This is a genomic window from Ketogulonicigenium vulgare WSH-001, assembly GCF_000223375.1.
GTDB lineage: Bacteria > Pseudomonadota > Alphaproteobacteria > Rhodobacterales > Rhodobacteraceae > Ketogulonicigenium > Ketogulonicigenium vulgare.
Window position 1 is genome coordinate 24,383 of record NC_017385.1, and the last position, 24,683, is coordinate 49,065.

The following is a 24,683-nucleotide window of genomic DNA, read 5'->3' on the forward strand; positions in this document are numbered from 1 at the left end:
GGGGCCTCTAGGTCAGGAGAATGCGGTTGCCGACGCTGACCGGCCCTTGGAACAGGCCGAAACGGTCGATTTCATCTTCGGGGGGCGGCTCGCAACTGCCGACACGGCTGGGCACCCAGCCAAGCTGCCGCTTGAGCCCCGCCAGATGTTCCGCCAGTTTAAAGGGCGCGCTGACCGCGTCGATCACCGGCACGCCGAGGATCTGCTGCGCTTCCTCGTGAAAGCCGAATTCGCAGGTGCAGCCCAGCAAGATCGCCTCGGCGCCATCCTCGTCAATGGCGCGGCGGCCCTGTTCGATAATGGCGCGGGCGGTGGCATTTGGATCTTTTTGCAGGCTCTCGACCCCGATTTGCAGATCGCGCATCGAGGCAAGGCGGTGCGCCGCGCCATATTCGCGGATGCGGTCGGTCATCTGGTCGATGCATTTGCGGCGGGTCACCAGCACGGAAAAGCGGTTCGCCACGGTCGTGGCCAGTTGCACGGCCGCCAGCATCGGTCCGATGACATGGGTGCGGCCCGAGACCTCGCGCGCCTCTTTCACGGCGGGGTCATAGAAACAGCCGACGACCATTGCGTCAAAGTCGCGCTGCCCCGCATCGCGGGCAAGGCCGACGATGGCGGGATAGGTCAGCGCCTCGTAGGCGCGGTATTCGACATGGGTCAGGCGACCCGCGAGCGAGAGCGAGACAACCTCGACCTCGGTATCTTTGGCTTTGATGGCGGAAAGTACGTCGGCGATGGGCTGATCATAGGCCTCCCAACCGACGGTATTCACCCATAAGATGCGCGCGCCCATGACTTTACCTTTGACTTGTGGGGAATGGCGGCCCCGAGGGTGGGGCCGCCACAGGTGTCACTGCTCGTCGGCGACCGAGATGTTGTTCCAGTTCATGTTATACATCTCGATCCGGCGGGTATCGTCGTTCAGCATATCGGGCACGTCGATGCTGTTCCTTGCGACATAGACGCCCACCGATTCATAGGCGAAAATCGAGGGTGCAAGGTCGATCAGCAGCGTGTTCAACTGGCTATAGATCTCGACACGCTTGTCTTCGTCGGTTTCCAGACGGGCGGCATCCAAAAGGGCGTCGACGTCGTCGTTCTTCAGATGCTCGGCCGACATCCAGGTGGGTGCAACTGACGAGTGATACATCGCATAAAGCAGCGAGTCCGTATCGGGCGAGTTCGCCGAGACGCCGATTTCAGCGGCATGCGGCGCGGTTTCGGCGTTCGAGACTTGCTCGGTCAGCAGGGCCCAAGGCGTCTTGCTGACGTTCACGCGGAAGCCCAGTTGCGAGAAGGTGGCCTGCATCAGCATGGCGACACGCTCGCGGGCGGGAACCTCGGCAACCCAAGCGATATCAAGGGGATATTGCGCGGGATCGTATTGGCACAGGGCCAGTTCCTCGCGGGCGCGGTCCATATCCTGTGCCATCACCGGCGCGTCAGGGTTGTAGCCGGCCAGCGCGCTGGGGATCGGGCCGCGCATCGGGCGGCCTTGGGAAAACTCGCCATTGATCTGCAAAATGCGCAGGGTGTTCTCGTAATCGAACGCATAGCTGAGGGCGCGGCGGCAATGCACGTCATCCAGCGGCGCGCGCTGTGTGTTCAGCTTGATGTAATCGCCGGTCGAGCCGCCTTGCGAGATCAGGTGCAGGTTCGGATCATTCGCCAGCGCGGCGATGACTTCGGGCGGCAGGAATTCGTCCGAGATATCGTGTTCGCCGCGTGCCAGCAGCGCGCGCATGGTCGAAGCCTCGATCCCGTAACGATAACGCACGGTATCGGCGGCGTTTTCGATAAAGCCGCCGAAGTAATCGTCGAATTTCGCGAGCACGGTTTCGGTCTGCGGGTTCTGGCTGGTGACCATATAGGCGCCCGAGCCGGCGTCATGGCCGTTCAGGAAGGCCGCGCCGTAATCGCCCATCTCGCCGTAGGTGCCATCGGCGAGGTTGGCCAGCACCAGTTGGCTGTCGACGATGTGCAGACGCACAAGGTTCGACAGGAAGGGTGCGAAAGGCGCGGTCAGGGTAAAGCGGACGGTATGGGGGTCAACCGCCTCGACCGTTTCGACCTGACCTGCGAACATCGACGACAGGCCCTGGCCCATATCCATGAAGCGGTTGAACGAGAAAACGATATCATCCGCCGTCAGCGGATTGCCCGAGTGGAAGGTCACATCGTCGCGCAGCGTAAAGGTATAGACCGCGCCATCGATCGCCCATTCGCTGGCCAGATGCGGCACGACGCCCGGGCCGTCGGCACGCGGGAAGACCAGCGTGTCATAGATGTTCACCGCCAGCACCGTATCGGTCAGGTCATTGCCGAGGTGGGGGTCGATCTCGCCAATGGGGCTGTCAGCGACGCGCAGGACGCGTTCGGCGGCGGCGGGGGCGGCAAGGGCTGCGGCAGAGCTCAGTGCCAGCGCGGATGCCATCATCAGATGCTTGATTGTCATGGTAAATCCTGTTGCGTGATTTGTTATTATTCGGGTGCCGCCGCAGGGAATATCCTGCGGCAGGCGTTGTTTCAGCTGCGGCGATAGGTATCGCGCGGCAGTTTCGAGAGCACTTCGGGGCCGTCCTCGTGCAGGATCACGATCTCTTCGAGGCGGATGCCAAAGCGGTCTGTCAGGTAGATCCCCGGCTCGATGGAAAAGACCATGCCAGCCTCGAGGGTCGTGTCGGAGGTCTCGGTAATAAAGGGCGCTTCGTGCCCCTCAAGACCCATGCCGTGACCAGTGCGGTGGACGAAATATTCGCCGTAACCCGCGTCGGTGATGACTTGGCGTGCGGCCTGATCGACCACTTTGGCGGCAACGCCGGGGCGCGCGGCGGCGAGGGCGGCTTGCACCGCTGCCTCGACCACGGCATGGACCTTGTCGTAATCGGGGGCGGGGGTGCCGATCACAGCCATGCGCGTGATATCCGAGGAGAAATCGCCCTTCCTTGCGCCGATGTCGATGACGATGGCATCGCCCTGGGTCAGCGGCCGATCCGAGGTGGAATGATGCGGATAGGCGCCGTTTTCATTGCCGCCGATGATGGTGAACAGCGGCGATGCGCCGTGTTTGGCAAAGACGTCTTTGACCACCTGCGCCAGATCGCTTTCGCGCATTCCGGGGGTCAGGGCGGCAAAGGCGGCTTCCATCGCCTCATCCGCGATGGCGGAGTTCATGCGCAACTCCTCCATCTCGGCGGCGTCTTTCACAAGGCGCAAGGCCCCCACGGTTTCTGCGGCAAAGGCGTGTTTGGCCTGCGGCAGTGCATCCAGCAGCAGCAGGGCGAAATCGGCGCGCATCGCCTCGTCCACGGCGGCCTTGCGGGTCGTCGAGGCGTTCAGCGCGGCGATCGCCTGATCCAGCGCGGCCTGCGGTCCAGTGGCGTCGGACCATGTCCACATCGGCAGATCGCAGCGCGCGCGGGCATCCGCCGCGTTCAGGGCGGGCATCAAAAAGCCCGCGCCCGTGGCGGTGACCAGCAGCAGGCAGGGCCGCTCGTCCGGGTGGGGGTGAAAGCCCAGCACCCAATGCATATTCGGGCCGGGGCCGAGTGCGACAAGGTCAGCCCCCGTGTCCGTCATTTTGGCGCGCAGCGCGCTCAGGCGGGTTTCAATCGACATGTCAGATCCTTAGCCTTGATAGCCATAAATCTCGCGCGCATGGTCCGCGCTGATCAGGCCGTTTTTGATATCCAATGCGACGGCGGCGGGGTCGCGGTCTTTGGGATTGCCATAGCCGCCGCCATTGCCGGTGATGACGCGAATGACGTCATCGGGACTGGTCGGCAGTTCGGAAATGAAGGCCTGCCGATAGGGCGTCTCGCCCACTTTGCGCACCTCGATAATATTGCCAGATCCGTCCGCGCCGCCCTGACTGCCCCAGGCGGGGTATTTCGAGCGGGTGTAATTCGCGGTCAGATAGCCGTTTTGCGCGCGCACGCGGTAATCCATGACGATGCCGCGCCCGCCGGTGAATTCGCCCTCGCCGCCCGGGGCAAGGTTCAGGGCCATTTGATCGACCCAGACGCCGTTCCTCGCCTCGTTGATCTCGGCCGGACAGTTATAGGTCTCGCCGTGGAAGCCCGAGAAGATGGCGGAATTGCCGTCCGCGCGCTTCCTCGCGCCCCAGCCGCCGATTTGCGGCTCGATAATGGTATATTGGCGGCCGGTATCGGGATGGGTGCCGCCGATGAACGTGCCGCAGATCGACGAGAAATGCCCCGACGAGAGCTGTTCGGGCATATGCGGCGCAAGGCAGCGCCACAGCAGATCATAGAGACGGACCTCGACCTCGTAATAAAAGCCGATGGCGGCGGGCTCGACCGCATCGGCGATGGTGCCGGGGGTGGTCAGCAGGCGGATCGGGCGGAACGAGCCCTCATTCGCGGGCGACCAGGGGTCGGTCAGGTTCTTGAACAACATCTGCGCCGCGATCATCACGCCATCGCGCACGGCATTCGTCGGACCTGCAACCTGCGCGGGGTTGTCGCGCAAGTCGACCTCGAACACGTCATCCGTGATGGTGATCGTGCATTTATAGACCGAGCCGTCGTCTTGATCCTCGGCAAAGCTGAACGTGCCTTTTGGCAGCGCGGCCAAGGCCTTGCGGCTGACCTGTTCGCCGTAATCCATGAAATTCGACATGGCAGTGCGGAAGGCATCCGCGCCATATTTGCGGGCGATATCCTCGAGCCTGCGGGCACCGACGCGCGCCGATGCAATGGCGGCCCAGACGTCGCCCTCCAGCACATCAGGCATCCGGCTGTTCACCTTGATGATCTTGAACACCGGCGCGATGGGAGTGCCCTGATCGATGATCTTGATTGCCGGAAGGCGCAGGCCCTCGTGGAAAATCTCGGTCGCGTCCCCCGAGAGCGAGCCGGGAGCCTTGCCGCCAAGGTCCGAGTTATGCGCGATATTTGCCGTCCATGCGATGACCTGACCATCCGCAAACACCGGCATGGCGACGATGATATCGTTCAGATGGGTGACGCCGCCGTAATAGGGGTCATTGGTGGCAAAGATATCGCCTGGACGGATCGGATCGTCGCCATTCTCGGCGATGATGACCTTGACCGCCTTGTCCAGCACGCCAACAAAGGACGGGATGCCCGCGCCCGAACAGGCGATCTCGCCCCGCGCGTCCAGAATGCCGGTGCCCATGTCCAGCACTTCGTAAATGATCGAGGACATCGCCGTCTTGCGAAAAGCAGCGAACATCTCATCGGCGGCGGCCTGCAGCGAGTTCTGGATGATTTCCTGCGTGATAGGATCGACTGACATTTGCGGCCCCTTAAAGTGCGATGTGGAGATTGCCAAAGCCATCGACCGAGACCTGATTGCCCGGATGGATGACGATGGTGGTGCCGGGATCTTCGATCACGGCGGGGCCGGTGAATTCCATGCCGGGGCGCAGCAGGGTGCCATCATAGATGGTGGCCCTGTGAATGCCGCCTTCGGCATAATCGACGTCGCGGCTGGATTTCACGGCGACTGTAGCATCGGGCGCGCCCAAGGGCGCGGCCTGCATGCTGAGCTTGCCGACCTCGGCGGTGGCGACAAGGTGCAGGCCGACCATCTCGACCGGGGCTTTCAGGCGATAGGTATATTCGCGCTCATAGGCCTCTTGGAAATCGGCGCTGATGCGGGCGATATCGGCAGCGGTGACGGGGCCGCTCAACGGGACCTCGACCGTATGTTCCTGATTTTGATAGCGGAACTTGCCAAAGCGCTGCAGCTTTACCTTGTCCGCGCTGACGCCCTCGGCGCTGAATTGCGCGCGGGCCTGATCCTCGGCGGCGGTGAAGGCGGTCTCGAGCGTGGCCGCGGCACCATCGTTCAGATCCGAGAGATGCGTCACGAAATAATCGCGGCGCAGGTCGGACATCATCATGCCCCAGGCCGAAAACACCGAGGCGCCGGTTGGGATGACGACCTTTTTCACGCCAAGCTCGGCGCCCAAAGCCGCCGCATGCATCGCGCCGCCGCCGCCAAAGGCGACAAGGGTGAAATCACGCGGGTCGTGGCCCCGGTTCAGCGACACCAGTTTCAGCGCATTGACCATATTGTTGTTGGCGATGCGGATAATGCCGCGCGCGACATCGTCGGGGGTCAGCGCCAGTTTGTCCGCAAGCTTTTGCAGCGCGGCCTCAGTCGCGGCCATATCGGCGGTGACTTCGCCGCCGACAAAGTAATCTTTGTTAATGCGGCCAAGCCAGAGGTTTGCATCCGTGGTCGTTGCATTTTGGCCGCCGCGCCCATAGGCGGCAGGGCCGGGCATGGCCCCTGCGGATTGCGGGCCGACATGCAGCTTGCTGAATTCATCGACCCAAGCGATCGAGCCGCCGCCGTTGCCGATCTCGACCAGGTCGACCACCGGCACCATGATCGGATAGCCGGAGGAGCGCTGGTCACGCTCGATCCAATAATCGGTCATGATGCGCACTTGACCGTCCTCGATCAGGCTGCATTTCGCGGTGGTGCCGCCGATATCGAGGGCGAGGACGTTCGGCTCGCCAATCAAACGGCCCAGTTCCGCCGCGCCCCAAAAACCCGAGGCCGGGCCGGATTCAACCATGGTGATCGGAATACGGGCGGTGGCGTCCAGACTGTCGACGCCGCAATTGGACTGCATGATATAGGGCGGGGATTTCAGCCCCATCGACATGAGGCCGGATTCCAGTTTGCGCAGATACCGCTCGGCGGCGGGCTGTACATAGGCCGAGAGCACAGCGGTATTGGTGCGTTCATATTCGCGCCATTCGCGGGCGATCTGATGGGCCGCGACCGATGCAACTTCCGGCCATATGCGGCGCAGCTCGGCCAACGCCGCTTCCTCATGGGCGGGGTTGGCATAGGCGTGCAGGAAGGAAATCGCGACGGCCTCGACCCCTTCGGCTTTGAAATCCGCGACGATACCGGCGAGCGGGCTCAGGTCGAGCGGGTCTACCTCCTCGCCCTTATAGGACATGCGGCCTTCCAGCTCGCGCCGCAGATAGCGCGGCACGAAGGGGGCGGGTTTTTCATAGGCGAGGTTGAAGAAATCGGGGCGGTTGCCGCGCGCGATCTCTAGGCTGTCGCGGAAACCGCGCGTGGTGATCAGGCCGACCTTGACGCCCTTGCGCTCGGTCAAAGCGTTGATGACGACGGTGGTGCCATGCGCCATGAAATCGACATCCGAGGGTTGGATGCCGGCCTTTGCCAGCACCGCCAGCACGCCCTGTTCAAAATTGGGCGGCGTGGTGTCGGATTTCGCCGTCGTGATCTTTGTGCTGCCATCGGGCAGGGTCTCGAACGCGACGAGGTCGGTGAACGTTCCGCCGACGTCAGTGGCAACACGCAAAGTCATGCGCTAATTTCCTTTGTCGTTTCAACTGCTTGGGCGTCGTCAAAGACATCCATTGTGCAGGTATGCAAAAAGGTGGTGGGGCTGCTTGTGTGGTTCCACGTCGAATGCACATCGCCCGAGCTGAAGTGGATCGTATCGCCGGGGTGCAGGACATGGGGGGTGCCGCCCACCTCGACCGTCAGGGCGCCAGCGATAATATAGAAAAGTTCCTCGCCCTCGTGCCGGATGGGGGCATGGCGCTGGCCGGGGTCCTCGTGACAGATGACGGAGCGCAGCACGCTGCCGGGAAAATGGCCGGTCAGCCGTTCATAACGCGCGACATTGGGGGCGATGCCATAGGTCTGGCGCGCGCCCGCGCGTGTCAGTTGTTGCGGCGCGGGCGGGGTGTCGATGAATTGCAAGGGCGAGAGGCCGAGCACTTTCGATATCGCATGCAGCGACGACAGCGAGGGCGCCGTCAGGCCCCGTTCGACTTGCGAGATAAAGCCGGTGGTCAGCCCCGCTTGATCCGCCACAACCCGCTGTGTGATCCCCAGCGCGATACGCCTTGCACGCAGCGCATCGCCCACCGATGTGGGGGCGACAGCCATTGGTGCAATTGTGCGTCTGGTCGCGGGCCGGGGCATAGCATCCTCGAATCGAAGGGCGTTTGTTTAGCGTAGCTAAACTTTGACCACAGACAATATTTTAGTTTGTATACTCCATGTGTGCGTGACCTGCGCGGAAATTTCTGCTTAAATTCGATGCAGGAAGGGCGATTTGTCCGGGTCGGGATCAGGCATCGCGGCCAGCAACATGCGGGTATAGTCATGCTGCGGCGCGTCCAGCACCAAGCTGGCTGGGCCGTGTTCGACGATCTCGCCATGATAGATGACTGCAACCTCGTCGCACATGTACCGCACGACGGCGAGGTCGTGGCTGATGAACAGATAGGTCAGGCCAAGGCGGTCCTGCAGACCCTGCAGAAGGTTCAGGATATCCGCCTGCACCGAGACATCAAGCGCGGATGTCGGCTCGTCCAAGATCAGGAATTCCGGCTCGCAGGCGAGTGCGCGGGCAATGCCGATGCGCTGACGCTGGCCGCCGGAAAACTCATGCGGAAAGCGATACAGGTGTTCGGGGCCAAGGCCGACCTGCACCAGCAGTTCCAGCACGCGGGCGGTGCGCTGGCTGGCGGTCATCGGGAAGCGGGCTTTGTGGATGATCAGCGGCTCGGCAATGATGTCATGCACGCTCATGCGCTGGTTCAGCGAGGCATAGGGGTCCTGGAACACGATTTGCAGGCGGGCGCGCAGGGCCCGCATCTCGGCTGCGGAAATCGCATGGATATCGGTGCCCGCATAGGTGATCTGGCCCGCCGTCAGCGTATCGAGCCGCAAGATGCAGCGCGCCAGCGTCGATTTGCCCGAGCCGCTTTCGCCGACAAGGCCAAGGCTGCTGCCCTTGCGTACGGAAAGGCTGACGTCTTTGAGGGCCGTGAAGCTGCCGAATTGCTTGGTGACATGGGTGATTTCAAGGGTCATCAGAAGTCCACTCCGGCAAGGCCGCGCAAACCGCCGCGCGGGGTGTCGGCGGTCGGGATCGCGCCCATCAGCGCGCGGGTATAGGCATGTTCGGGCTGTTTCAGCACCTGCGCGACGGGGCCCGATTCCAGCACGCGGCCCCGGAACATCACCGCGACATGGGTGCAGACCTGCGCCACCACCCCTAGGTTATGGGTGATCAGCAGGCAGCCGATATTGCGTTCCAGCACAAGGTCATGGATCAGCCGCAGGATTTGCGCCTGGATCGAGACATCGAGGGCTGTGGTCGGCTCGTCCGCGATCAGCAGGTCGGGTTTACCGATCATCGCCATGGCGATCAGCACGCGCTGGCGCATCCCGCCCGAGAATTGATGCGCGTAATCGTCGATGCGCGATTCCGGGTTCGGGATGCCGACTTTTGCCAGCATCTGGATCGCGGTCTCGCGCGCGGCGCGGCGCATGTCGCGACGGCCAGCGCCGGGGGCAAGGCCCAAAAGGCTAGGGTCCTCGCCTGCCGCATGCAGGGCGGCGTCGACCATCTGGGTGCCGATGCGAAACACCGGGTTCAGGTTGGTGGTCGGGTCCTGAAAGATCATGCCCATGCGGCGACCGCGCAGGGCACGCATCCGCCGCTCGTCCGCTTGCAGCAGATCCTCGCCTTCGAACAGGATCTGACCGCCGAGGTAGCGGCCGGGGGGCGAGGGCACAAGGCGCATGGTCGAGAGGCCGGTCAGCGATTTGCCCGAGCCCGTCTCGCCTACAAGGCCCCAGATCTGGCCGCGCTCGACGGTCAGGGAAATGCCGTGCAGCACCTCGGTCTCTTTGCGATAGCTTTGCATCGCAAGGCGCAACTCATTGATATGCAACAGGGACATGTCAGCGCCTCGCTTTGGGGTCAAGAACATCGCGCAGCCCGTCGCCCAGCAGGTTAAAGGCGAAAACCGCAAAAAAAATCGCCATGCCGGGGGCGACAGCCGTCCACCAATAGGTCGGCATATAGCTGCGCGCGCCCGACAGCAGCGTGCCCCATTCGGGCGTCGGGGGTTTGACGCCAATACCGACAAAGCCAAGCGAGGCCACCGTCAGGATCGCAAAACCCATATCGAGCGAGGCTTTCACCACGATGGGCGAGGTGATGTTCGGCAGGATGTGGCGGAACAGGATGCGCTGCCAACCGGCCCCGAGCGCGCGGGCGGCGGTGACGAATTGGTCTTCCTTGCGGCTGATCACCTCGCCGCGCACCAGGCGGGCATAGGAGGGCCACCACGTCAGTGCGATGGCGACGATCATATTGAACGTACCAGACCCCAGCGCGGCGGCGACCGCCATGGCCAGGATCAGGCTGGGGATGGTCAGCATCAGATCGGTGAGGCGCATGATCACCTCGTCGATCCAGCCGCCGCAATAGCCGGCGATGGCACCCAAAAAGGTGCCGACGATAATGCTGATGATCACCACCGCAATGCCGGAAAACAACGAGACGCGGCTGCCGATCACCACCAGCGAAAAGATATCCTGACCGATGGCATTGGTGCCGAACCATGCGGTGGCCGAGGGCGGCTGGAACCGCGCGGCGGTATTGGTCACGCCCAACGCATGTTCGGGATGCGGCACGATCCAAGGCGCCAAGATGGCCACGATGATCAGCAGCACCACGATGGCAAGGCCGATGACCGACAGCCAACTTTGCGAGAAACGGTACAGCGCGCGCGACAGGCTTTCGGCGCGGGCCGAGCGGGGCGAGGAGGTTACAGCATCGGTCATAGGCGCACCTTGGGGTTGAGGACTCCGTAAAGGATGTCGACCACCAGCATTGTCAGCAGGTAAATGATGGCGATGACCAGCGTGACGCCAATGACCGGCATGAAGTCTTGCGTCAGGATGGCTTGGGTCGCAAACAGCCCAAGGCCGGGCCAGTCAAAGACGGTTTCCACCAGCACCGTGCCGCCCAGCAGCCACGAGACATAAAGGCCGATGACGGTGAGGGTCGCGCTCATGGCGTTTTTCAGCACGTATTTGCCGATGATCAGTCGCTGTGACAGGCCAAGGGCGCGGGCGTTCAGGATGTAATCCTGCCCCAAAACCTCGATCGTCGAGGCGCGCATCATCCGCATGATGGTCGCCAGCGGCGATAGCGCCATGGCGGTTGCGGGCAGGATCAAATGGCTGACCGCGATGCCAAAGGCGCGGATATCGCCCGCCAGCAGCGCGTCAATCGTGTAAAAGCCGGTGACACTCTGGGGCGGGATTTCAAGGAAGGGAAAGCGACCCGATAGCGGCAGCCATCCCAGCCATGCGACAAACGCCAGTTGCAGCAGCAGCCCGAGGAAAAAGCGCGGCATGGCAACGCCGCCAAGGGCCAATGTGCGGATAAAATAATCCAGCGGGCCGTTGCGATAGACGGCGGTCAGCAGGCCCAGCGGGATGCCGATCACCACCGCGATCAGCAGCGCCGAGAACACCAGTTCCAGCGTGGCGGGCAGATATGTCAGCACATCTTGGAAAACGGGACGACGGGTGAACACGGATGTGCCCCAGTCGCCCGAAAGCAGCCCCGTCAGATAATGCCAATACCGCAGCCACAGCGGGTCATCAAAACCGAATTCCGCCCGCATACGGGCAATCAACTCGGCCGAGGCATTGGGCCCCGCGGCAAGGCCGACCGGGTCCCCCGGCAAAAGCCGGGAGATGACGAACAGCAGCAGCGTCAGCCCGATCAGCGTCGGGATCAGCAGCAGCAGACGGCGCAGGATCATCTGGATCATGGGCTACTTTCTTTTCAGTAGGCGTCGGCCTGAGGTCGAGGCTGTTTAGGCCAGCGAGAGCGGCCAGATTTCCGGCGAGGTTGCGCCCACCGGGCAGAATTCATAGCCCTGCACATTGTCGCGCATGGCGAATTTGCGCAGCTCGAGCACGCCGAAGATATCGGGAGCATCCTCGACCACAACCTCTTGGAACTGGCCGTAGAGTTCGGCGCGGGCCTCGGGTGTCGTTGCGGCGCGGGCTTCCTCGATCAGGCGGTCGACCTCGGGGTTGGAATAGGTCGGGTTCTGCCATTGGCCGTTGCGCGACGAGTGATAGGCGGCATAGGCCGTGTTATCGGGGTCGGCATAGTTCGAGGATTGGAAGATCGAGAAGAAATCCGTAACCGTTTCGGGCGAGCGCGCCATGGCGACCACATCGGGCCAGACCATCGGGCGAATATCCAGTTGGATATTCAGCGTGGCCAGCGCCTCAAGCAGGATCAGGCACCAGCGACGTTGTTGCTCGTATCCTGCGGCATAATGGATCGACAGGGTAAAGCCGCCGTCGGCATAGTCGGACGCCGCCAGATATTCGCGGGCCTTGTCCATATCTTGGCGGTAGACCTCCAGATCGGGGTTCGCACCGAACATGCCGGGGGGCAGCGGGCCGACCATCAGCGCGGCGGGTTGGGCCGCATCCAGCATCGACTGGTAGTTGAAGGCATAGGAAATCGCCTTGCGCAGGTTTTTGTCCATCAGCGGGCCATGCGCGGTGTTCATCTTGATCGAGAAGCTGCGGTAGTCGGGCTCCATGATGCGCACGACACCCGGCACGCCTTCGAGGGCTTCCATATCTTCGGTGAACAGATCGAGGGCGAAATGCACCTCGCCGCGTTGCAGCAGCATACGGGTGGTCGCGGCCTCGCGCACGATGCGCCAGAAGACGGCGTCGATATTGCCGCCTTGGTGCCAGTCGTTTTCGACGCGCAGCAGTTCATAGAGCTCGCCCGGCAGGGCGCGGTTGATGGTGAAGGCGCCCGAGCCTGCGATGTTTTGCAGAAGGTAAGCCTGCGCATCATCGGTGCCGAGGTTCGCCTCGACCACGGCGGCGTTCACGATGAACATCCACGGCAGCACCGACAGCAGCGGCGCAAAGGGCTTCAGCAGGTTCATGGTGACGGTGGCATCGTCGGTTGCGACAACGCTGTCGCCGTCCAGAATGCCCGCGACCATCCATGCGGGGCCGGTGCCAAGGCGCAGCAGGCGCTGGAACGAATAGACCACATCCGCCGCTGTGACAGCGCTGCCATCGGTAAAGCGGGCGGTGGGGTCAAGGTGGAATGTATAGGTCATCCCGTCCTCGGACATCTCCCAGCTAGCGGCCAGGCCGGGCGTTGCGACGGGCGGCGTGCCGGTGACGCGCACCAGCGGGTCATAGACATTGCGGAACAGCCATTGCGGCGCATAGCCGGTGGCGACATGGGGGTCAAAGTTCGGGATGTCGACGGTGCTGGCGACAACCATGATCTTGCGCGCTTGGGCCATCGCCGAAAGGGGCAGGACCGTGAGGGCCACACCGCCCAGCAGCGATTTCAGCAACTGACGTTTTGTAAGGGTCATTTCAGGTTTCCTGTTGGTTTTATTGTTCTTCCCCCCGCAGCAATTGGCGCTGCGGGGTATGTTTTTCGGGGCCTAGCGGCGGCCAAGGCCATAGACGGTGGCGGCGGTTTCCGGCGTGATGCGTTCATCGCGCAGGTCAGCCTCGACATCCGCAATCGGGCGGGTCATGGGGTCGCCATAGCCCGATCCGCCGCCCATTTGCAGCTCGACCAGATGGGCGGGGCTATCCAGCGTCATGAGGCCGCCGGTGCCGATATCTTGCACCACATCACCGGTGCTGCTGTTGCGTTTATAGCCATGCGTGCCCATGCCGCTTTGGCCGTCATAAAGGCCCGCGACGGGGATATCGACGCCCTCGGGCGAGACGAAGACTGTCAACTGCTTGCCGTCGTCATGGCGCTTGGTGATGCGGATACGCGAGGCCATGCCGCCGCGATGGCGACCGGGGCCGCCCGAATCCGTCACAAAGCTTTTTTCAAGGATCACGATGGGCGAGCGGCTTTCCAACAGTTCAATCGACGAGGTTGCCGCCGAGGTCGGCCACAGGATCGAGGATTTGCCGTCTTTGCCCGCGCTGCCGCCCTGACCGCCGCCCGACAGCAGGTGGTCATAAAAGACCTCGCCCTCGGGGGTTTTGCCGTGAACGGTCAAAAGGCTCGGCAGGCCGGTATGGGCGACCACGCGGTCGGGCGCGGCACCTGCAAGCGCGCGGAAGATCGCGGGGCTGACGAACCAGCCGGTGCGGGTGCGCAAGGAAACCGGCGCGGGTTTGTTGCAATTCATTACCGAGCCTTTGGGCGCTTTCACGGTAATGGGGCGCAGGCAGCCCGCATTGCCGCGCACATTCGGCGTCAGCATACATTTCAGCGGATAGACCACTTGGGCGCGGGCGTAGCTGAAGGTGCAGTTGATGCCGCCAAGGGGCACCTCAGGCGGGGCGCCGGCGTAATCCGCCTCGATCGTGTCGCCCGCAACCGTAATGGTGATCGGGATATCCATCTTGGTGCCCAGCGGATTATAGGTGCTTTTGCCCGCGTAGACGCCATCGGGGATGGCGGTGATGGCGGCGCGCATGGCCTTTTCCGACAGGCTTTGCACGGTTTCGGCCAAGGCCTCGAAATCGGGCAGGCCGTATTCTTGCAACAGCGAGACAAGGCGGCGCCCGCCGGTTTCATTCGCCGCCACCAAGGATCGCACATCGCCCAGCACCTGCTGCGCGTCGCGGATATTCTCGGCCATGATGGTGAACAGGTCTTCGTTCTCGACGCCTGCGCGCACCAGCTTCATCGGTGGGATCTGCAGGCCTTCCTCGTAAACCTGTTCGGCCTTCATGCCGTTTAGCGTGCCGCCGATATCGCCGACGTGACCGACCGAGCCCACGATGGCGACGACTTTGCCATTGTGGAAAATCGGCGTCGCCACTGCGATATCGAACAGGTGGCCAGCACACAGCCACGGGTCATTCGTCACCAGCACATCGCCCGGTTTCAGCGTATCGACTGGGAAGCGTTCCAGCAGTGCCTTGACCACGATGGGCAGGGTAAAGTTGAACGCGGGCATGACACGGGACGAATGGGCGAGGATCTCGCCCTTGGCGTCCAGGATCGAGCAGCCGAAATCCTGCGATTCCGAGATGATCAGCGAATAGGCGGTGCGGATCACCGTATGCCACATTTCCTCGGCCACGGTGACAAGGCGGCTCCACATGATCTCGAGCGAGATGGGATCGGCGGCAATGCGGGCCTTGACCTCGGCCAGCGACATATCGGGGGTGGCGATGACCATGCCCGTTTGGGCGCTGGCGATTTTGATGCGCAGATTGCCTGCGGCATCGACGCTGAAACGGTCGCCGGGCGGGATGATGGCGGTCGACTCGCGCTCTTCGACAATGGCGGGGCCGGCGATCTCAGCGCCGGGGGTCAGCAGATAGCGGTCATAGATGGCGGTTTTGACGAAACCTTCGCCGAAATAGCAGTCGCGGTGGCCCTTTAGGGCGTCTTTGCCGCTGGACTGCTGGCCCGCCTGTTCAATGGTCAGGCTCGGCGTCGGGCCGCTTGCACGGACGCGATAGGACAGCACCTCGAGTTCCGCGCCTTCGGGAATTTTGGTATAGCGCGCGGTATAGACAGCGGTGAAGCTGGCCAGAATTTCGGCATAGGTCGCGGGGCCGAAGGTGCCTGCGGGGATTGGCACGTTGATCTCGTGCACTTGGCCGATCAGGCGCATATCGGCGGTGCGGGCGATGATGACATCGCTGTCCGCGACACCTGCGGCGGCCAGCTTGCTGCGGCCGTCAGTCTCGAGCGCGGCAAAGGCGCTGGTGATGGCGGTTGTGTCGAAATCGGCAGCCAGCGCGGTCGGCGCGGATTTCACAAGGTCAAAGGACAAAGGCGCGGTCAGGAAACCAAAGGCCGATGCGGCACCGCTGGCTTGCGGGATGATGACCTCGCCCACGCCCAAGATCCGTGCGACGCGGGCGGCAAAGGCGGGACCTGCGCCGCCAAAGCCGATCATCGCATAGGCGCGCGGGTCTTTGCCCTTCTCGACAAGGTGGATGCGGGCGGCGCTGGCCATATTCTCGCCAACAACCTGATGGATGCCCCAAGCGGCCTCGACCGCCGAAAGGTTCAGCGGTGCGGCGATGGAGTTCAGCGCCGCATTCGCCGCATCCATATCCAGCGTCATGCGCCCGCCAAGGAAGAAGTTCGGATCGTAATAGCCAAGCGCGACCGAGGCATCGGTCACCGTCGGCTTGTCGCCGCCCTGACCGTAGCAAGCGGGGCCGGGGGCCGCGCCTGCCGAATGAGGGCCCACTTGCAGCAGGCCGACGGCGTCGATGGCGGCGATAGAGCCACCGCCCGCGCCGATTTCGATCATATCCACCACTGGCGATTTGATCGGCAGGCCCGAGCCGTTCTTGAACCGGCGCACGCGGCCCGCCTCGAGATAGGAGGCGATATGCGCCATGCCGTTTTCGATCATGCAGGCCTTGGCGGTGGTGCCGCCCATGTCAAAGGCGATGACGTTTTCCTCGCCCGCCGCCTTGCCGAACCACGCGGTGGCCAGCGCGCCGCCTGCGGGACCGGATTCCAACAGGCGGATCGGGAAGGCCCGCGCCTCGTCCAGCGAAACAAGTCCGCCTGCCGAATGCATCAGGCGCAGCGCGCCGGTAAAGCCGAGGCTATCCAGCGCCGCCTGCACTTTGCGCAGGTAACGATCCATCAGCGGCTGGACATAGGCATTGGCGCAGGCGGTGACAAAGCGTTGATATTCCGAGATTTCAGCCACGACTTCGGACGAGATCGAGACGGAAATATCGGGGTGGCGTGCGGCGATCAGATCGCGGACGCGGCGTTCATGCGCGGGGTTGGCATAGGCGTTCATCAGGCAGACGGCGATGGCCTCGACGCGGGCCTCGGCCAGACGGTCGACGGCGGTGATGACGGCGGCCTCGTCCAGGGGGGTGATCTCGCCACCATCCGCGCCAAGGCGTCCGGGCACCTCAAGGCGGTGGGCGCGGGCGACCAGCGGATCGGGGAAGGTCAGGTGCAGGTCATAGATATCATAGCGCTGTTCGGTGCCGATTTCCAACACATCGCGAAAGCCGGTGGTGGTGATCATACCGATCGGCGCGCCTTTGCGCTCGATCACGGCATTGGTGACAAGGGTGGTGCCGTGGACGATTTCCTCAAGATCCGCGACCGCAATTCCCGCCGCCTCGACCAGTTCCGCGAGGCCCCCCAGCAGCCCGCGCGAGGGGTCATCCGGCGTCGTCAGGCATTTGTGCAGGCGAATGGCGGATTCTGCGCCATCGAACAGGATGAAGTCGGTAAAAGTTCCGCCAATGTCGATCCCGGCGCGGAAGCTTGTCGTCTTAGGCTGCATGGCACGTTCCCTTGTTCGGGGCACAGGTGCCCCGTTCGCGCCGCATCCGATGTGCGGCGTTTCGGTTTTGGATGGACCCCCGCTTGTGGTGTTTCCAAGCGTGAAGAAGTTTCGTTTAGTGTATATCGGAAATTTCCTCTGTCTAGTGTGTTTCACACTTGATCCATGGTTCCAAATGTGGAACAATTTATGCAACGCTAAGCAAACAGGCAGAAGATGAGCGCACTTGATAATGGAATCGCCATTCTGGATTGTTTTTCGTTCGAAGAGCATGCGCTGAGCCAGGCGCGCATCGGCCAGATCACCGGATTGCCAAAAGCCAGCCTGTCGCGGGCGATGAAAACTTTGCGTGAAAGCGGCATTTTGGCCTATGACGAATCAACCCGCCTGTACCGGCCCAGCCAGCGGCTGTTTCAACTGGGGCAGATCTATCGCATCCATCTGAGCTTTCTGGATACGGTGCAAAAACTGCTAAGCCGCGCCTGCGAGACTTGCGGCCATACCGGTTATATTACAGTGTTTGACGGCTATCACATGTCTGTTCTGTGGGTGGCGCGGGGCTCGTCACCGCTGGCGATCGCCTCGACCCCCGCAGCGCGGGCCTGGGCGTTTGCCACCTCGAACGGGCGGGCGATGCTGGCGCTGATGCCGGGGGATGAATGGCTGAAACGCGTGCCGAACCCGCTGCCTTTTGTGACGCCCACCGCACCGCAGGATATGGCGGATCTGGCGCAGCGTATCGCAGATGTGCGGGCCACGGGGCGGTCGATGTCGGTGAACAATTCCTATGAGGGCGTGTCCTCGCAGGCGGTTGCGGTGCGCGATACCGACAGCCGCGAGGTGATCGGGATCGTTATTTCCTATCCGACAAATCTGGCGACCGAGGCGCTGAAAGCCCAGATCGGCGCGTTGCTGGACGATCTGCGTGCGGATCTGGCCCGCGCGGTGGAATAGGCGCGTTTTGGCGCAGCTGCGACGGTTTTACTGACGGTTTTATTGGCATTGCCCTGCGCGCCGCGCTATCAGGGCGCATGTTGCGATGTTATCTCATAACTCTTTCCCTGTGTGCGCCGCTGGCTGCTGGCGCGCATCCGCATGAATTCATTGATACATCCTTGGTGCTGCATTTCGATGCGGCGGGTCAGATCGCCACAGTGGATGTGCGATGGGTGTGGGATGATTTCACCTCGATGTTGATGCTGGCCGATCAGGGCATGGACCCCGATGCCGATGGCGCACTGACCGCCGCCGAGGCGGATGCGATGGCGGCGCGGCTGAGCCTTTGGCCGGATGATTTCTTGGGCGATCTTTATTTTACCGCGGATGGGCAGCCGGTTAGCCTGCAAAGCCCGCAAGATGTGGCGATTGATTATCAGGACGGGCGGCTGATCATGTCGTATTGGCGGGCGCTGGCGGTGCCGTTGCAACCTGATGCGGGGGTAATCACCGTGCAGGCCTATGATCCGACCTATTATGCCTTTTACGATCTGGCGGGGCCGCCCGAGTTGCAAGGTCGCGCGGATTGCGATGTGGCGGTGGCGCAGGCCGATTTGAACGCGGCGCAGCAGCTTTATGATCAGCTTTTGTCGGAATTGACCGAGGAAGATATCGCGGACTTTGGCATGTATCCCGAGGTTGGCGGCGCTTTTGCAGATATGGTGAATGTGACATGCGCGCCCTTGCAGTAAGTGTTTCAATTCTGGCGGTTATCGCCCTGTCGGTGGCGCTGGCCCTGGGGCTGCCCGATGTCATCGCGCGGCAGGCCGTCGGCATGCAGCGTGAGGCGCAAGATGCGCTGGCAGGCGCGCTGCGCGCCCTGCGCAGCGGTCAGTCGGGGGCGGTGATCGGGTTTTTGACGCTGTGTTTCATGCATGGTTTCTTGCACGCGATCGGGCCGGGCCATGGCAAAGCGGTCATTGCTGCCTATGGGGCGGCCTCGGGTGCGGGTGTGCGCTGGATGGCGGGGCTGGCCGCGCTGTCGAGCCTCGGCCAAGCGCTGGTTGCGATTGCGCTGGTCTATGGGGCGGTCTGGCTGCTGGACGGCGCGCGCGACCGCATCGAGGAGTTGGCCGCCTATATCGAGCCCTTTTCATTCGCGCTGGTGGCCGGCTTGGGTCTGATGCTGGTCTGGCGCGGGCTGCGGCGCCTGCGGCCCGCAAAGGTCGCGCATCACCATCACCATCACGATCATGATTGCAGTTGCGGGCACAGCCATGCGCCCGACCCGCAGGCGCTGGCGGCGGCGAAGGATTGGCGCGAGGTGGCCGTGCTGGTGCTGGGGTCGCGCTGCGGCCCTGCACGAGCGCGCTGTTTTTGCTGATCCTGACCTGGCGGCTGGGGCTGGACGCGCTAGGGATCATCGGCGCGCTGGTGATGGGCGTGGGCACGATGGCGGTTACGGGCACCGCAGGCATTGGTGCGGCGCTGATGCGGCGCGGGGTGCTGCTGTCGCTGCCTGAAGGCGGCGCGGCCCTGCGCCCGATCACCGCGATGATCGAGCTGCTGTTTGGTTTCGCGATTGCCGTGATCGCCGGATCGGTGTTGATCCGGCTGCTTTAGCTGGCGGTCGCGCGCTGGACGAGGTTGATCCAATAGCTGATGCCGATCGGGATCAGATCATCGTTGAAATCGTATTTCGTGGTGTGCAGCCCGGCGCTTTCGCCATTCCCGACAAAGACATAGCAGCTGGGGCGACGCTCGGCGAGGAAACAAAAATCATCGCCGCCCATCAGGGGCACCATATGCGCATCGACCATATCCGGCCCCATCAGATCGCGCGCGACATCCATGCACAGGGCAAGCTCGCGCGGGTCATTCATCACAACGCCACTGCCAAATTGCACCTCGACCTGTGCCTCAACGCCCATCGTCGCGGCGATGCCTTTTGCAATCTGCTCGAGCCGCGCCGCGTTTCTTTGGCGCAAACCGGGGTCGAGGGCGCGGAGGGTGCCCGCCAGCGTCACTTCGGCCGGGATGACGTTATGCGCGCTGCCGCCATGCACCTGCGTGATCGAGATGACCGAGGCCAAGAGCGGGTTCGCCTCGCGCGAGACGATGGTCTGCACCGCGCCGATGATTTGTCCTGCGCAGACAATGGGATCTGGGGTTGTATGGGGCCAAGCGGCATGGCCGCCGGTGGCCTTAAGGGTCATGTTGAATTTATCGGCGGATGCCATGATCCCGCCCGCCACGCTTGCGAATGTGCCAAGGGGCAGGCCCGGCATATTGTGCATCGCATAACAGGCGCTGATCGGCCAGCGGTCGAACAGGCCATCCTCGGCCATCGCCAGCGCGCCTTTGCCGCCCTCTTCAGCCGGTTGAAAGATGAGGGCGACCGAACCCGCGAAATCGCGCGTCTCGGCCAGGTGTTTCGCGGCGCCGAGCAGCATGGCGCTGTGGCCGTCATGGCCGCAGGCATGCATCGCGCCGGGAATGGTCGAGGCATGGGGCAGGCCGGTTTCCTCGGGCATCGGCAGGGCGTCCATTTCGGCGCGCAGCGCGATCATTTTGCCGGGGCGGTTGCCGTGGATAATGCCGACAACGCCGGTGCGGCCAAGGCCGGTGGCGACCTCGTCGATGCCAAAGCTGGTCAGTAGCTCGGCGACGCGGGCGGCCGTGCGGTGCACCTCGTATAGGATTTCAGGATGGGCGTGGAAGTCATGCCGCCAGCCGGTCACTTCGGCAAGGTTCGCGGCGGTGCTGTTCAAAAGCGGCATGGTGTAACCCCTTATAAAATATAAAGGCGCGGCCCCCGGGAGAGGAAAGGCCGCGCCCGTTCCCGCCTAGCCGAAGGCGTGCGGGTAGTGCTGGCGGGCGAAGGATTCCGAGATGTAACCCTCCTCGATATCGCGCTTTACGGCCTCGACCGGCCGATCTGCGGGATCGCCGTAACCGCCACCGCCGCCGGTACGCATTTGCAAGACAGCGCCTTTTGGCAGCAGGAAGTGGGTCGCCTTGGGAATGGCATGCACCTCGCCATCGGGCATGGTCGCCAGACAGTTGTTCGGGCGTGCTTCGCCGCCGCCTTGCAGACCCCAAGGGTTGTTCAGCGTGCGTTCAAAGACGGTGGTGACCAGCGTGTCCTCGGTCGTGCGGATATCGAGGTTCAGGCCGGGGCCGCCGCGCCATTTGCCGGGGCCGACCGAATCCTGCGCCATCGCCAGTTGCTCGATGATCCACGGGTTGCGGTGTTCCCAGACCTCGGCGGGGGTAAAGCGCGTCGCGGATTCCGAGATATGCAGCATGATGCCGCCATCACCGCCATCCCATGCGCCCTGTCCGGTGGGCAGCGGCGTGCCGTCGGCCCAAGGCTCGCGCGTCTCCTCGCGCTGGCCCCATGCGACGATGGAACAGATACAGCCGCCCGATTGCGCCGGAACCGCCTTTGGCATGGCGTTCGAGATCGCGTTATAAATCACCTCGATCGCCTGCAGGCCGGGCCAGCCATAGATAAAGCTGGGTGCGGGCGGCAGCGGGTGGAACATCGAGCCGGGGCGCGTGATCGCCTTGATCGGGCGGAAATGGCCCTCATGCGGGGCCTCGCCGTAACCGGCCAGCATGGTGATCGCGACGCGGCAGACCGAGATCGTGGTCGGCAGCGGCGAGTTCGTGGGCCCTGCCTGTTCATCGGGCACGCCAGAAAAGTCGATGGTGACATCCGAGCCCTTCACCTCGATCGCGACCTCGAACGGGATGCGGTCTTTGGTGACGCCGTTATTGTCCATCTCGCCTTTGCCGACATAGCGGCCATCGGGGATCTTTTCGAAATAAGAGCGCACGATCCGCTCGCCGTGGTCGAACATATCGTCGACGGCGGCGCGATAGGTTTCAAGGCCGAAACGCTCGACCACTTCCAGCAGGGATTTCACGCCGACGCGGCAGCCTGTGACCTGCGCATCCAGATCGCCGCGCACCATATGGGGGACGCGGGTATTGGCCATGATCATGCGAAAGATGTCGTCGTTGAGGACACCTTTTTTATAGATCTTGATGCCGGGGAAGATGACGCCCTCTTGGAAAACGTCAGTGGTATCGGTGCAATAGGGGTCTTTGGCGGCGATATCCAGCCAGTGACCCTTGATCGCGGTGTAACCGATCAGCGTGGTGTCCTGATAGAACACCGGCATGATGATGACCATGTCCTGCGGGTGCGATCCAGTGCCGAAGGGCCAGTTATAGATCAGCGCATCGCCCGGCTCTAGATTTTCGGGGCCGCCGATGGCCTTCACCGCCTCGTCGATGCAAAACGACAGCGTGCCCATGAACATCGGCAGCGAGGGGGCCTGCGATAGCATCCGGATTTCGGCATCATAGATGGCGACGGCAAAATCCAGCACTTCGTAGATGATCGGCGAAAAGGAGGTGCGGATCAGCGCGCGTTTCATCTGGTTCGCGGCCGAGTTCAGCGCGTGGCGGATCACCTCGGTCGTGACGGGATCCGCCTTTGCCTCGGTGGTGCGGCCGAATTTACCGGCGTTATGGATGATGGGATCATAGGTCTTTTTCATATTACGCGATCCGTTCCAGAATGATTTCGCCAGCGCTGCCGTTGGTGATCGTCCAATCGGCATCGACATAGGTGGTCGTGGTATCCTCGGTCACAATCGCGGGGCCCGTGATTTTGCCGGTGATCCGCCCGCGCGGGATGATGCGGAAGGGCAGGCGGGTTTGACGCTCGAACGAATAGACATCCATCACGCGGTCATCGGCGCCATCGCTGCGTTTGGGCGTATAGCTGAGCTGCCGCTGCGGCAGCGGCACGGTCGTGTTGGCGCGGATCGAGACGAGTTCCACATCTTGGTTCATCGTGCCGCCAAAGGTGCGGGCATATTCGCTGACAAAGCGGTTCAGAATGTCGGCCTCGGCCTCGGCCAGCGCGCCACCTTGTGTGGCGACCTCGATCGACAGCGTGTGTTCCTGTCCCTTATAGCGCAGGTCGAGGCGGGCGGATTTCACCGCCTCATCCGCATGGGCGGCGCTGCGGGTTTCCAGCGCGCTGAACAGATCGGTAAGCGTTGCGTTGATCGCACCCGCCGCGCCTGCCGCGAAATCCATCACGCGGGTACGGGCGGTGGATTGCACCATATCGGCACCGAGCAGCCCCCAAGCCGAGAAATTCCCCGCCAGCGGCGGGATTATGATCTGGTTCATGCCCAGCTCGTCCGCCAGCAGCGTGCCCATCAGCGGCCCCGCGCCGCCAAAGGGCAGCAGGGTCATGGTGCGGGGGTCAAGCCCCTGATCGAGCGAGATTTCCCGCATCGCATTGGCCATTGCGGCGGATGAAATGCGCATGACGCCTGCGGCGGTATGTTCGGCGTCCTGACCGATATGCTGGCCCACGGAGTCCAGCGCCGCCTTTGCCTTGCCGATATCGAGGGTGATCCCCGAGGCGAGATCGCCGGGGCCCAGCATCCCAAGCCAAGCGGCGGCATCGGTCATCGCGGGTTCCACCCCGCCCTTGCCGTAGCAGGCCGGGCCGGGCACGGCGGCGGCGGAACGGGGTCCGACGCGCATCAAGCCGCCCGGATCGATATGGGCGATCGAGCCGCCGCCCGATCCGATCGAGCGTACATCGACCCAGGGGCTTTGGATCGGCATATTGTCGATTACGCCTTCAAACAAAACCTGCGGTTTGCCGTCGATCACCAGCGCTGTATCAAAGCTGGTGCCGCCGACGTCTGCGGTCACAAGCGCCTTGATATTGAGGATTTTCGCCAGTTCTGCCGCGCCTTGGGCGCCGCCGACGGGGCCGGACATGATGGTTTCAAACGGGCGATCTTCGGCCTCGGCAAAGGTCATCGAGCCAGAGCCGGAACGGGTAATCAGCGAGGTGCCCTTAAAGCCCAGCTCGCGCAGCTTGCCATCCAGACGGCGCAGGTAATTGGCCATACGGCCGCGCACGAAAGCGTCGATACAGGTGGTCGAGGTACGTTCGTATTCGCGATACTCGCCCGAGATCTTATGCGACAGCGAGACGCCGCCTGTAAAGCCCGCCTCGGCGATGATCTCGGCCACGCGCAGCTCATGCGCGGGATTGGCATAGGCGTTGATCAGCGAGACGGCGATGGCATCCACCTTGGCGGCGATCAACTGTGCGACGGCGGCGCGGACGGTATCCTCGTCCAGCGGGATATATTCTGCGCCGGTGCCCAGCATACGGCCGGTGACTTCCAATCGCAGGCTGCGGGGGACCAGCGGCTCGGTCTGTTTCCAGAACAGGTTATACATTTCGGCGCGGTCGCCGCGACGGATTTCCAGCACATCGCGGAAACCCTGCGTCGTGATCAGCCCGACCTTTGAGCCGCGCCGCTCTAGCAGTGCATTCAGGCCAACCGTGGTGCCGTGCAGAAAGAATTCTGCCTTTTCAATGATCTCTTGCGGCACATGGCCGGTGATGGCGGCGACGACGCCTTCCTCTGGGGCCGAGGGGACGGTGGGCACCTTGCCCTCGACCGTTTTGCCGGTGGCCTCGTCGAAATAGACAAGATCGGTAAACGTGCCGCCGATGTCGACACCGATACGCGTAGCCATAGGGCCGCTCCTTCTGTTGGTCTGGTGGAATTT

Annotated in this window: 19 protein-coding genes; 4 read left to right on the plus strand and 15 right to left on the minus strand. The window is 62.9% G+C overall.

Translation table 11 applies throughout. From position 1 onward, the window contains the following. Window positions 1–7: 7 nt before the first annotated feature. From KVU_RS15125 to KVU_RS15180, 12 genes are all read right to left on the minus strand, one after another. Window positions 8–796: an aspartate/glutamate racemase family protein gene (locus tag KVU_RS15125; protein ID WP_013385665.1), complete on the minus strand. Its 789-nt coding sequence runs from the start codon at window positions 794–796 to the stop codon at window positions 8–10. Between the two features lie 57 nt (window positions 797–853). After that, a complete protein-coding gene (locus tag KVU_RS15130; RefSeq protein ID WP_013385666.1) occupies window positions 854–2,458 on the minus strand; it encodes an ABC transporter substrate-binding protein in 1,605 nt (534 codons plus the stop codon). 71 nt (window positions 2,459–2,529) lie between these two features. Beyond that, entirely contained in the window at window positions 2,530–3,621 is a 1,092-nt protein-coding gene (locus tag KVU_RS15135) for a M24 family metallopeptidase (RefSeq protein WP_013385667.1), read from the minus strand. Window positions 3,622–3,630: 9 nt separating this feature from the next. Then, entirely contained in the window at window positions 3,631–5,283 is a 1,653-nt protein-coding gene (locus KVU_RS15140) for a hydantoinase B/oxoprolinase family protein (RefSeq protein ID WP_014538145.1), read from the minus strand. 10 nt (window positions 5,284–5,293) lie between these two features. After that, complete coding sequence (locus tag KVU_RS15145) at window positions 5,294–7,348, minus strand: hydantoinase/oxoprolinase family protein (protein WP_014538146.1); 2,055 nt, start codon at window positions 7,346–7,348, stop codon at window positions 5,294–5,296. Next, on the minus strand, window positions 7,345–7,938 hold the full coding sequence (locus KVU_RS15150; protein ID WP_013385670.1) for a helix-turn-helix domain-containing protein: 594 nt from the start codon (window positions 7,936–7,938) through the stop codon (window positions 7,345–7,347). Before KVU_RS15150 ends, KVU_RS15145 begins: the two co-directional genes overlap by 4 nt. Before the next feature lie 144 nt (window positions 7,939–8,082). Further along, window positions 8,083–8,871, minus strand: a complete 789-nt coding sequence (locus tag KVU_RS15155) for an ATP-binding cassette domain-containing protein (RefSeq protein WP_013385671.1) — start codon at window positions 8,869–8,871, stop codon at window positions 8,083–8,085. Continuing rightward, the gene (locus tag KVU_RS15160; protein WP_060486324.1) at window positions 8,871–9,746 is read right to left on the minus strand and encodes an ABC transporter ATP-binding protein; all 876 of its coding nucleotides are present in this window, start codon (window positions 9,744–9,746) and stop codon (window positions 8,871–8,873) included. Before KVU_RS15160 ends, KVU_RS15155 begins: the two co-directional genes overlap by 1 nt. Window position 9,747: 1 nt before the next feature. Then, entirely contained in the window at window positions 9,748–10,635 is an 888-nt protein-coding gene (locus tag KVU_RS15165; protein WP_013385673.1) for an ABC transporter permease, read from the minus strand. Continuing rightward, a complete protein-coding gene (locus tag KVU_RS15170) occupies window positions 10,632–11,636 on the minus strand; it encodes an ABC transporter permease (RefSeq protein WP_013385674.1) in 1,005 nt (334 codons plus the stop codon). The genes KVU_RS15165 and KVU_RS15170 overlap by 4 nt, the downstream gene beginning before the upstream one ends. A 45-nt stretch (window positions 11,637–11,681) precedes the next feature. Then, a complete protein-coding gene (locus tag KVU_RS15175) occupies window positions 11,682–13,235 on the minus strand; it encodes an ABC transporter substrate-binding protein (RefSeq protein WP_014538149.1) in 1,554 nt (517 codons plus the stop codon). A 72-nt stretch (window positions 13,236–13,307) separates the two neighbouring features. Beyond that, a complete protein-coding gene (locus KVU_RS15180) occupies window positions 13,308–17,120 on the minus strand; it encodes a hydantoinase B/oxoprolinase family protein (RefSeq protein ID WP_014538150.1) in 3,813 nt (1,270 codons plus the stop codon). Between the two features lie 216 nt (window positions 17,121–17,336). Between KVU_RS15180 and KVU_RS15185 the strand changes: the two genes are divergently transcribed. The 4 genes from KVU_RS15185 to KVU_RS15200 all read left to right on the plus strand — a co-directional run bounded on the left by KVU_RS15185 (window position 17,337) and on the right by KVU_RS15200 (window position 19,679). Next, entirely contained in the window at window positions 17,337–18,074 is a 738-nt protein-coding gene (locus tag KVU_RS15185) for an IclR family transcriptional regulator (RefSeq protein WP_013385678.1), read from the plus strand. Between the two features lie 77 nt (window positions 18,075–18,151). Beyond that, window positions 18,152–18,808 (plus strand): DUF1007 family protein, encoded by a 657-nt coding sequence (locus KVU_RS15190; RefSeq protein WP_013385679.1) that lies wholly within the window; start codon window positions 18,152–18,154, stop codon window positions 18,806–18,808. Then, window positions 18,790–19,440, plus strand: coding sequence for a nickel/cobalt transporter (locus KVU_RS15195; protein WP_014538151.1), 651 nt, complete (start codon window positions 18,790–18,792; stop codon window positions 19,438–19,440). The genes KVU_RS15190 and KVU_RS15195 overlap by 19 nt, the downstream gene beginning before the upstream one ends. Next, window positions 19,434–19,679, plus strand: coding sequence for a hypothetical protein (locus tag KVU_RS15200; protein ID WP_014538152.1), 246 nt, complete (start codon window positions 19,434–19,436; stop codon window positions 19,677–19,679). Before KVU_RS15195 ends, KVU_RS15200 begins: the two co-directional genes overlap by 7 nt. On the opposite strand, the gene KVU_RS15205 is transcribed toward KVU_RS15200, so the two are convergent. The 3 genes from KVU_RS15205 to KVU_RS15215 all read right to left on the minus strand — a co-directional run bounded on the left by KVU_RS15205 (window position 19,676) and on the right by KVU_RS15215 (window position 24,650). Then, on the minus strand, window positions 19,676–20,836 hold the full coding sequence (locus KVU_RS15205; protein WP_013385681.1) for a M20 aminoacylase family protein: 1,161 nt from the start codon (window positions 20,834–20,836) through the stop codon (window positions 19,676–19,678). The genes KVU_RS15200 and KVU_RS15205 overlap by 4 nt on opposite strands. Before the next feature lie 66 nt (window positions 20,837–20,902). Then, the gene (locus tag KVU_RS15210) at window positions 20,903–22,627 is read right to left on the minus strand and encodes a hydantoinase B/oxoprolinase family protein (protein WP_013385682.1); all 1,725 of its coding nucleotides are present in this window, start codon (window positions 22,625–22,627) and stop codon (window positions 20,903–20,905) included. Between the two features lies 1 nt (window position 22,628). Beyond that, a complete protein-coding gene (locus KVU_RS15215) occupies window positions 22,629–24,650 on the minus strand; it encodes a hydantoinase/oxoprolinase family protein (protein WP_014538153.1) in 2,022 nt (673 codons plus the stop codon). Between the last annotated feature and the right edge of the window lie 33 nt (window positions 24,651–24,683).

What these genes read in the sequence shown, in the direction of transcription:
- KVU_RS15185 (WP_013385678.1), top strand. Translation starts at nt 17,337, where the DNA reads ATGAGCGCACTTGATAATGGAATCGCCATTCTGGATTGTTTTTCGTTC.
- KVU_RS15215 (WP_014538153.1), bottom strand. Translation starts at nt 24,650, where the DNA reads ATGGCTACGCGTATCGGTGTCGACATCGGCGGCACGTTTACCGATCTT.
- KVU_RS15125 (WP_013385665.1), bottom strand. Translation starts at nt 796, where the DNA reads ATGGGCGCGCGCATCTTATGGGTGAATACCGTCGGTTGGGAGGCCTAT.
- KVU_RS15170 (WP_013385674.1), bottom strand. Translation starts at nt 11,636, where the DNA reads ATGATCCAGATGATCCTGCGCCGTCTGCTGCTGCTGATCCCGACGCTG.
- KVU_RS15190 (WP_013385679.1), top strand. Translation starts at nt 18,152, where the DNA reads ATGTTGCGATGTTATCTCATAACTCTTTCCCTGTGTGCGCCGCTGGCT.
- KVU_RS15135 (WP_013385667.1), bottom strand. Translation starts at nt 3,621, where the DNA reads ATGTCGATTGAAACCCGCCTGAGCGCGCTGCGCGCCAAAATGACGGAC.
- KVU_RS15160 (WP_060486324.1), bottom strand. Translation starts at nt 9,746, where the DNA reads ATGTCCCTGTTGCATATCAATGAGTTGCGCCTTGCGATGCAAAGCTAT.
- KVU_RS15180 (WP_014538150.1), bottom strand. Translation starts at nt 17,120, where the DNA reads ATGCAGCCTAAGACGACAAGCTTCCGCGCCGGGATCGACATTGGCGGA.
- KVU_RS15205 (WP_013385681.1), bottom strand. Translation starts at nt 20,836, where the DNA reads ATGCCGCTTTTGAACAGCACCGCCGCGAACCTTGCCGAAGTGACCGGC.
- KVU_RS15145 (WP_014538146.1), bottom strand. Translation starts at nt 7,348, where the DNA reads ATGACTTTGCGTGTTGCCACTGACGTCGGCGGAACGTTCACCGACCTC.
- KVU_RS15150 (WP_013385670.1), bottom strand. Translation starts at nt 7,938, where the DNA reads ATGGCTGTCGCCCCCACATCGGTGGGCGATGCGCTGCGTGCAAGGCGT.
- KVU_RS15165 (WP_013385673.1), bottom strand. Translation starts at nt 10,635, where the DNA reads ATGACCGATGCTGTAACCTCCTCGCCCCGCTCGGCCCGCGCCGAAAGC.
- KVU_RS15175 (WP_014538149.1), bottom strand. Translation starts at nt 13,235, where the DNA reads ATGACCCTTACAAAACGTCAGTTGCTGAAATCGCTGCTGGGCGGTGTG.
- KVU_RS15140 (WP_014538145.1), bottom strand. Translation starts at nt 5,283, where the DNA reads ATGTCAGTCGATCCTATCACGCAGGAAATCATCCAGAACTCGCTGCAG.
- KVU_RS15155 (WP_013385671.1), bottom strand. Translation starts at nt 8,871, where the DNA reads ATGACCCTTGAAATCACCCATGTCACCAAGCAATTCGGCAGCTTCACG.
- KVU_RS15210 (WP_013385682.1), bottom strand. Translation starts at nt 22,627, where the DNA reads ATGAAAAAGACCTATGATCCCATCATCCATAACGCCGGTAAATTCGGC.
- KVU_RS15130 (WP_013385666.1), bottom strand. Translation starts at nt 2,458, where the DNA reads ATGACAATCAAGCATCTGATGATGGCATCCGCGCTGGCACTGAGCTCT.
- KVU_RS15195 (WP_014538151.1), top strand. Translation starts at nt 18,790, where the DNA reads ATGCGCGCCCTTGCAGTAAGTGTTTCAATTCTGGCGGTTATCGCCCTG.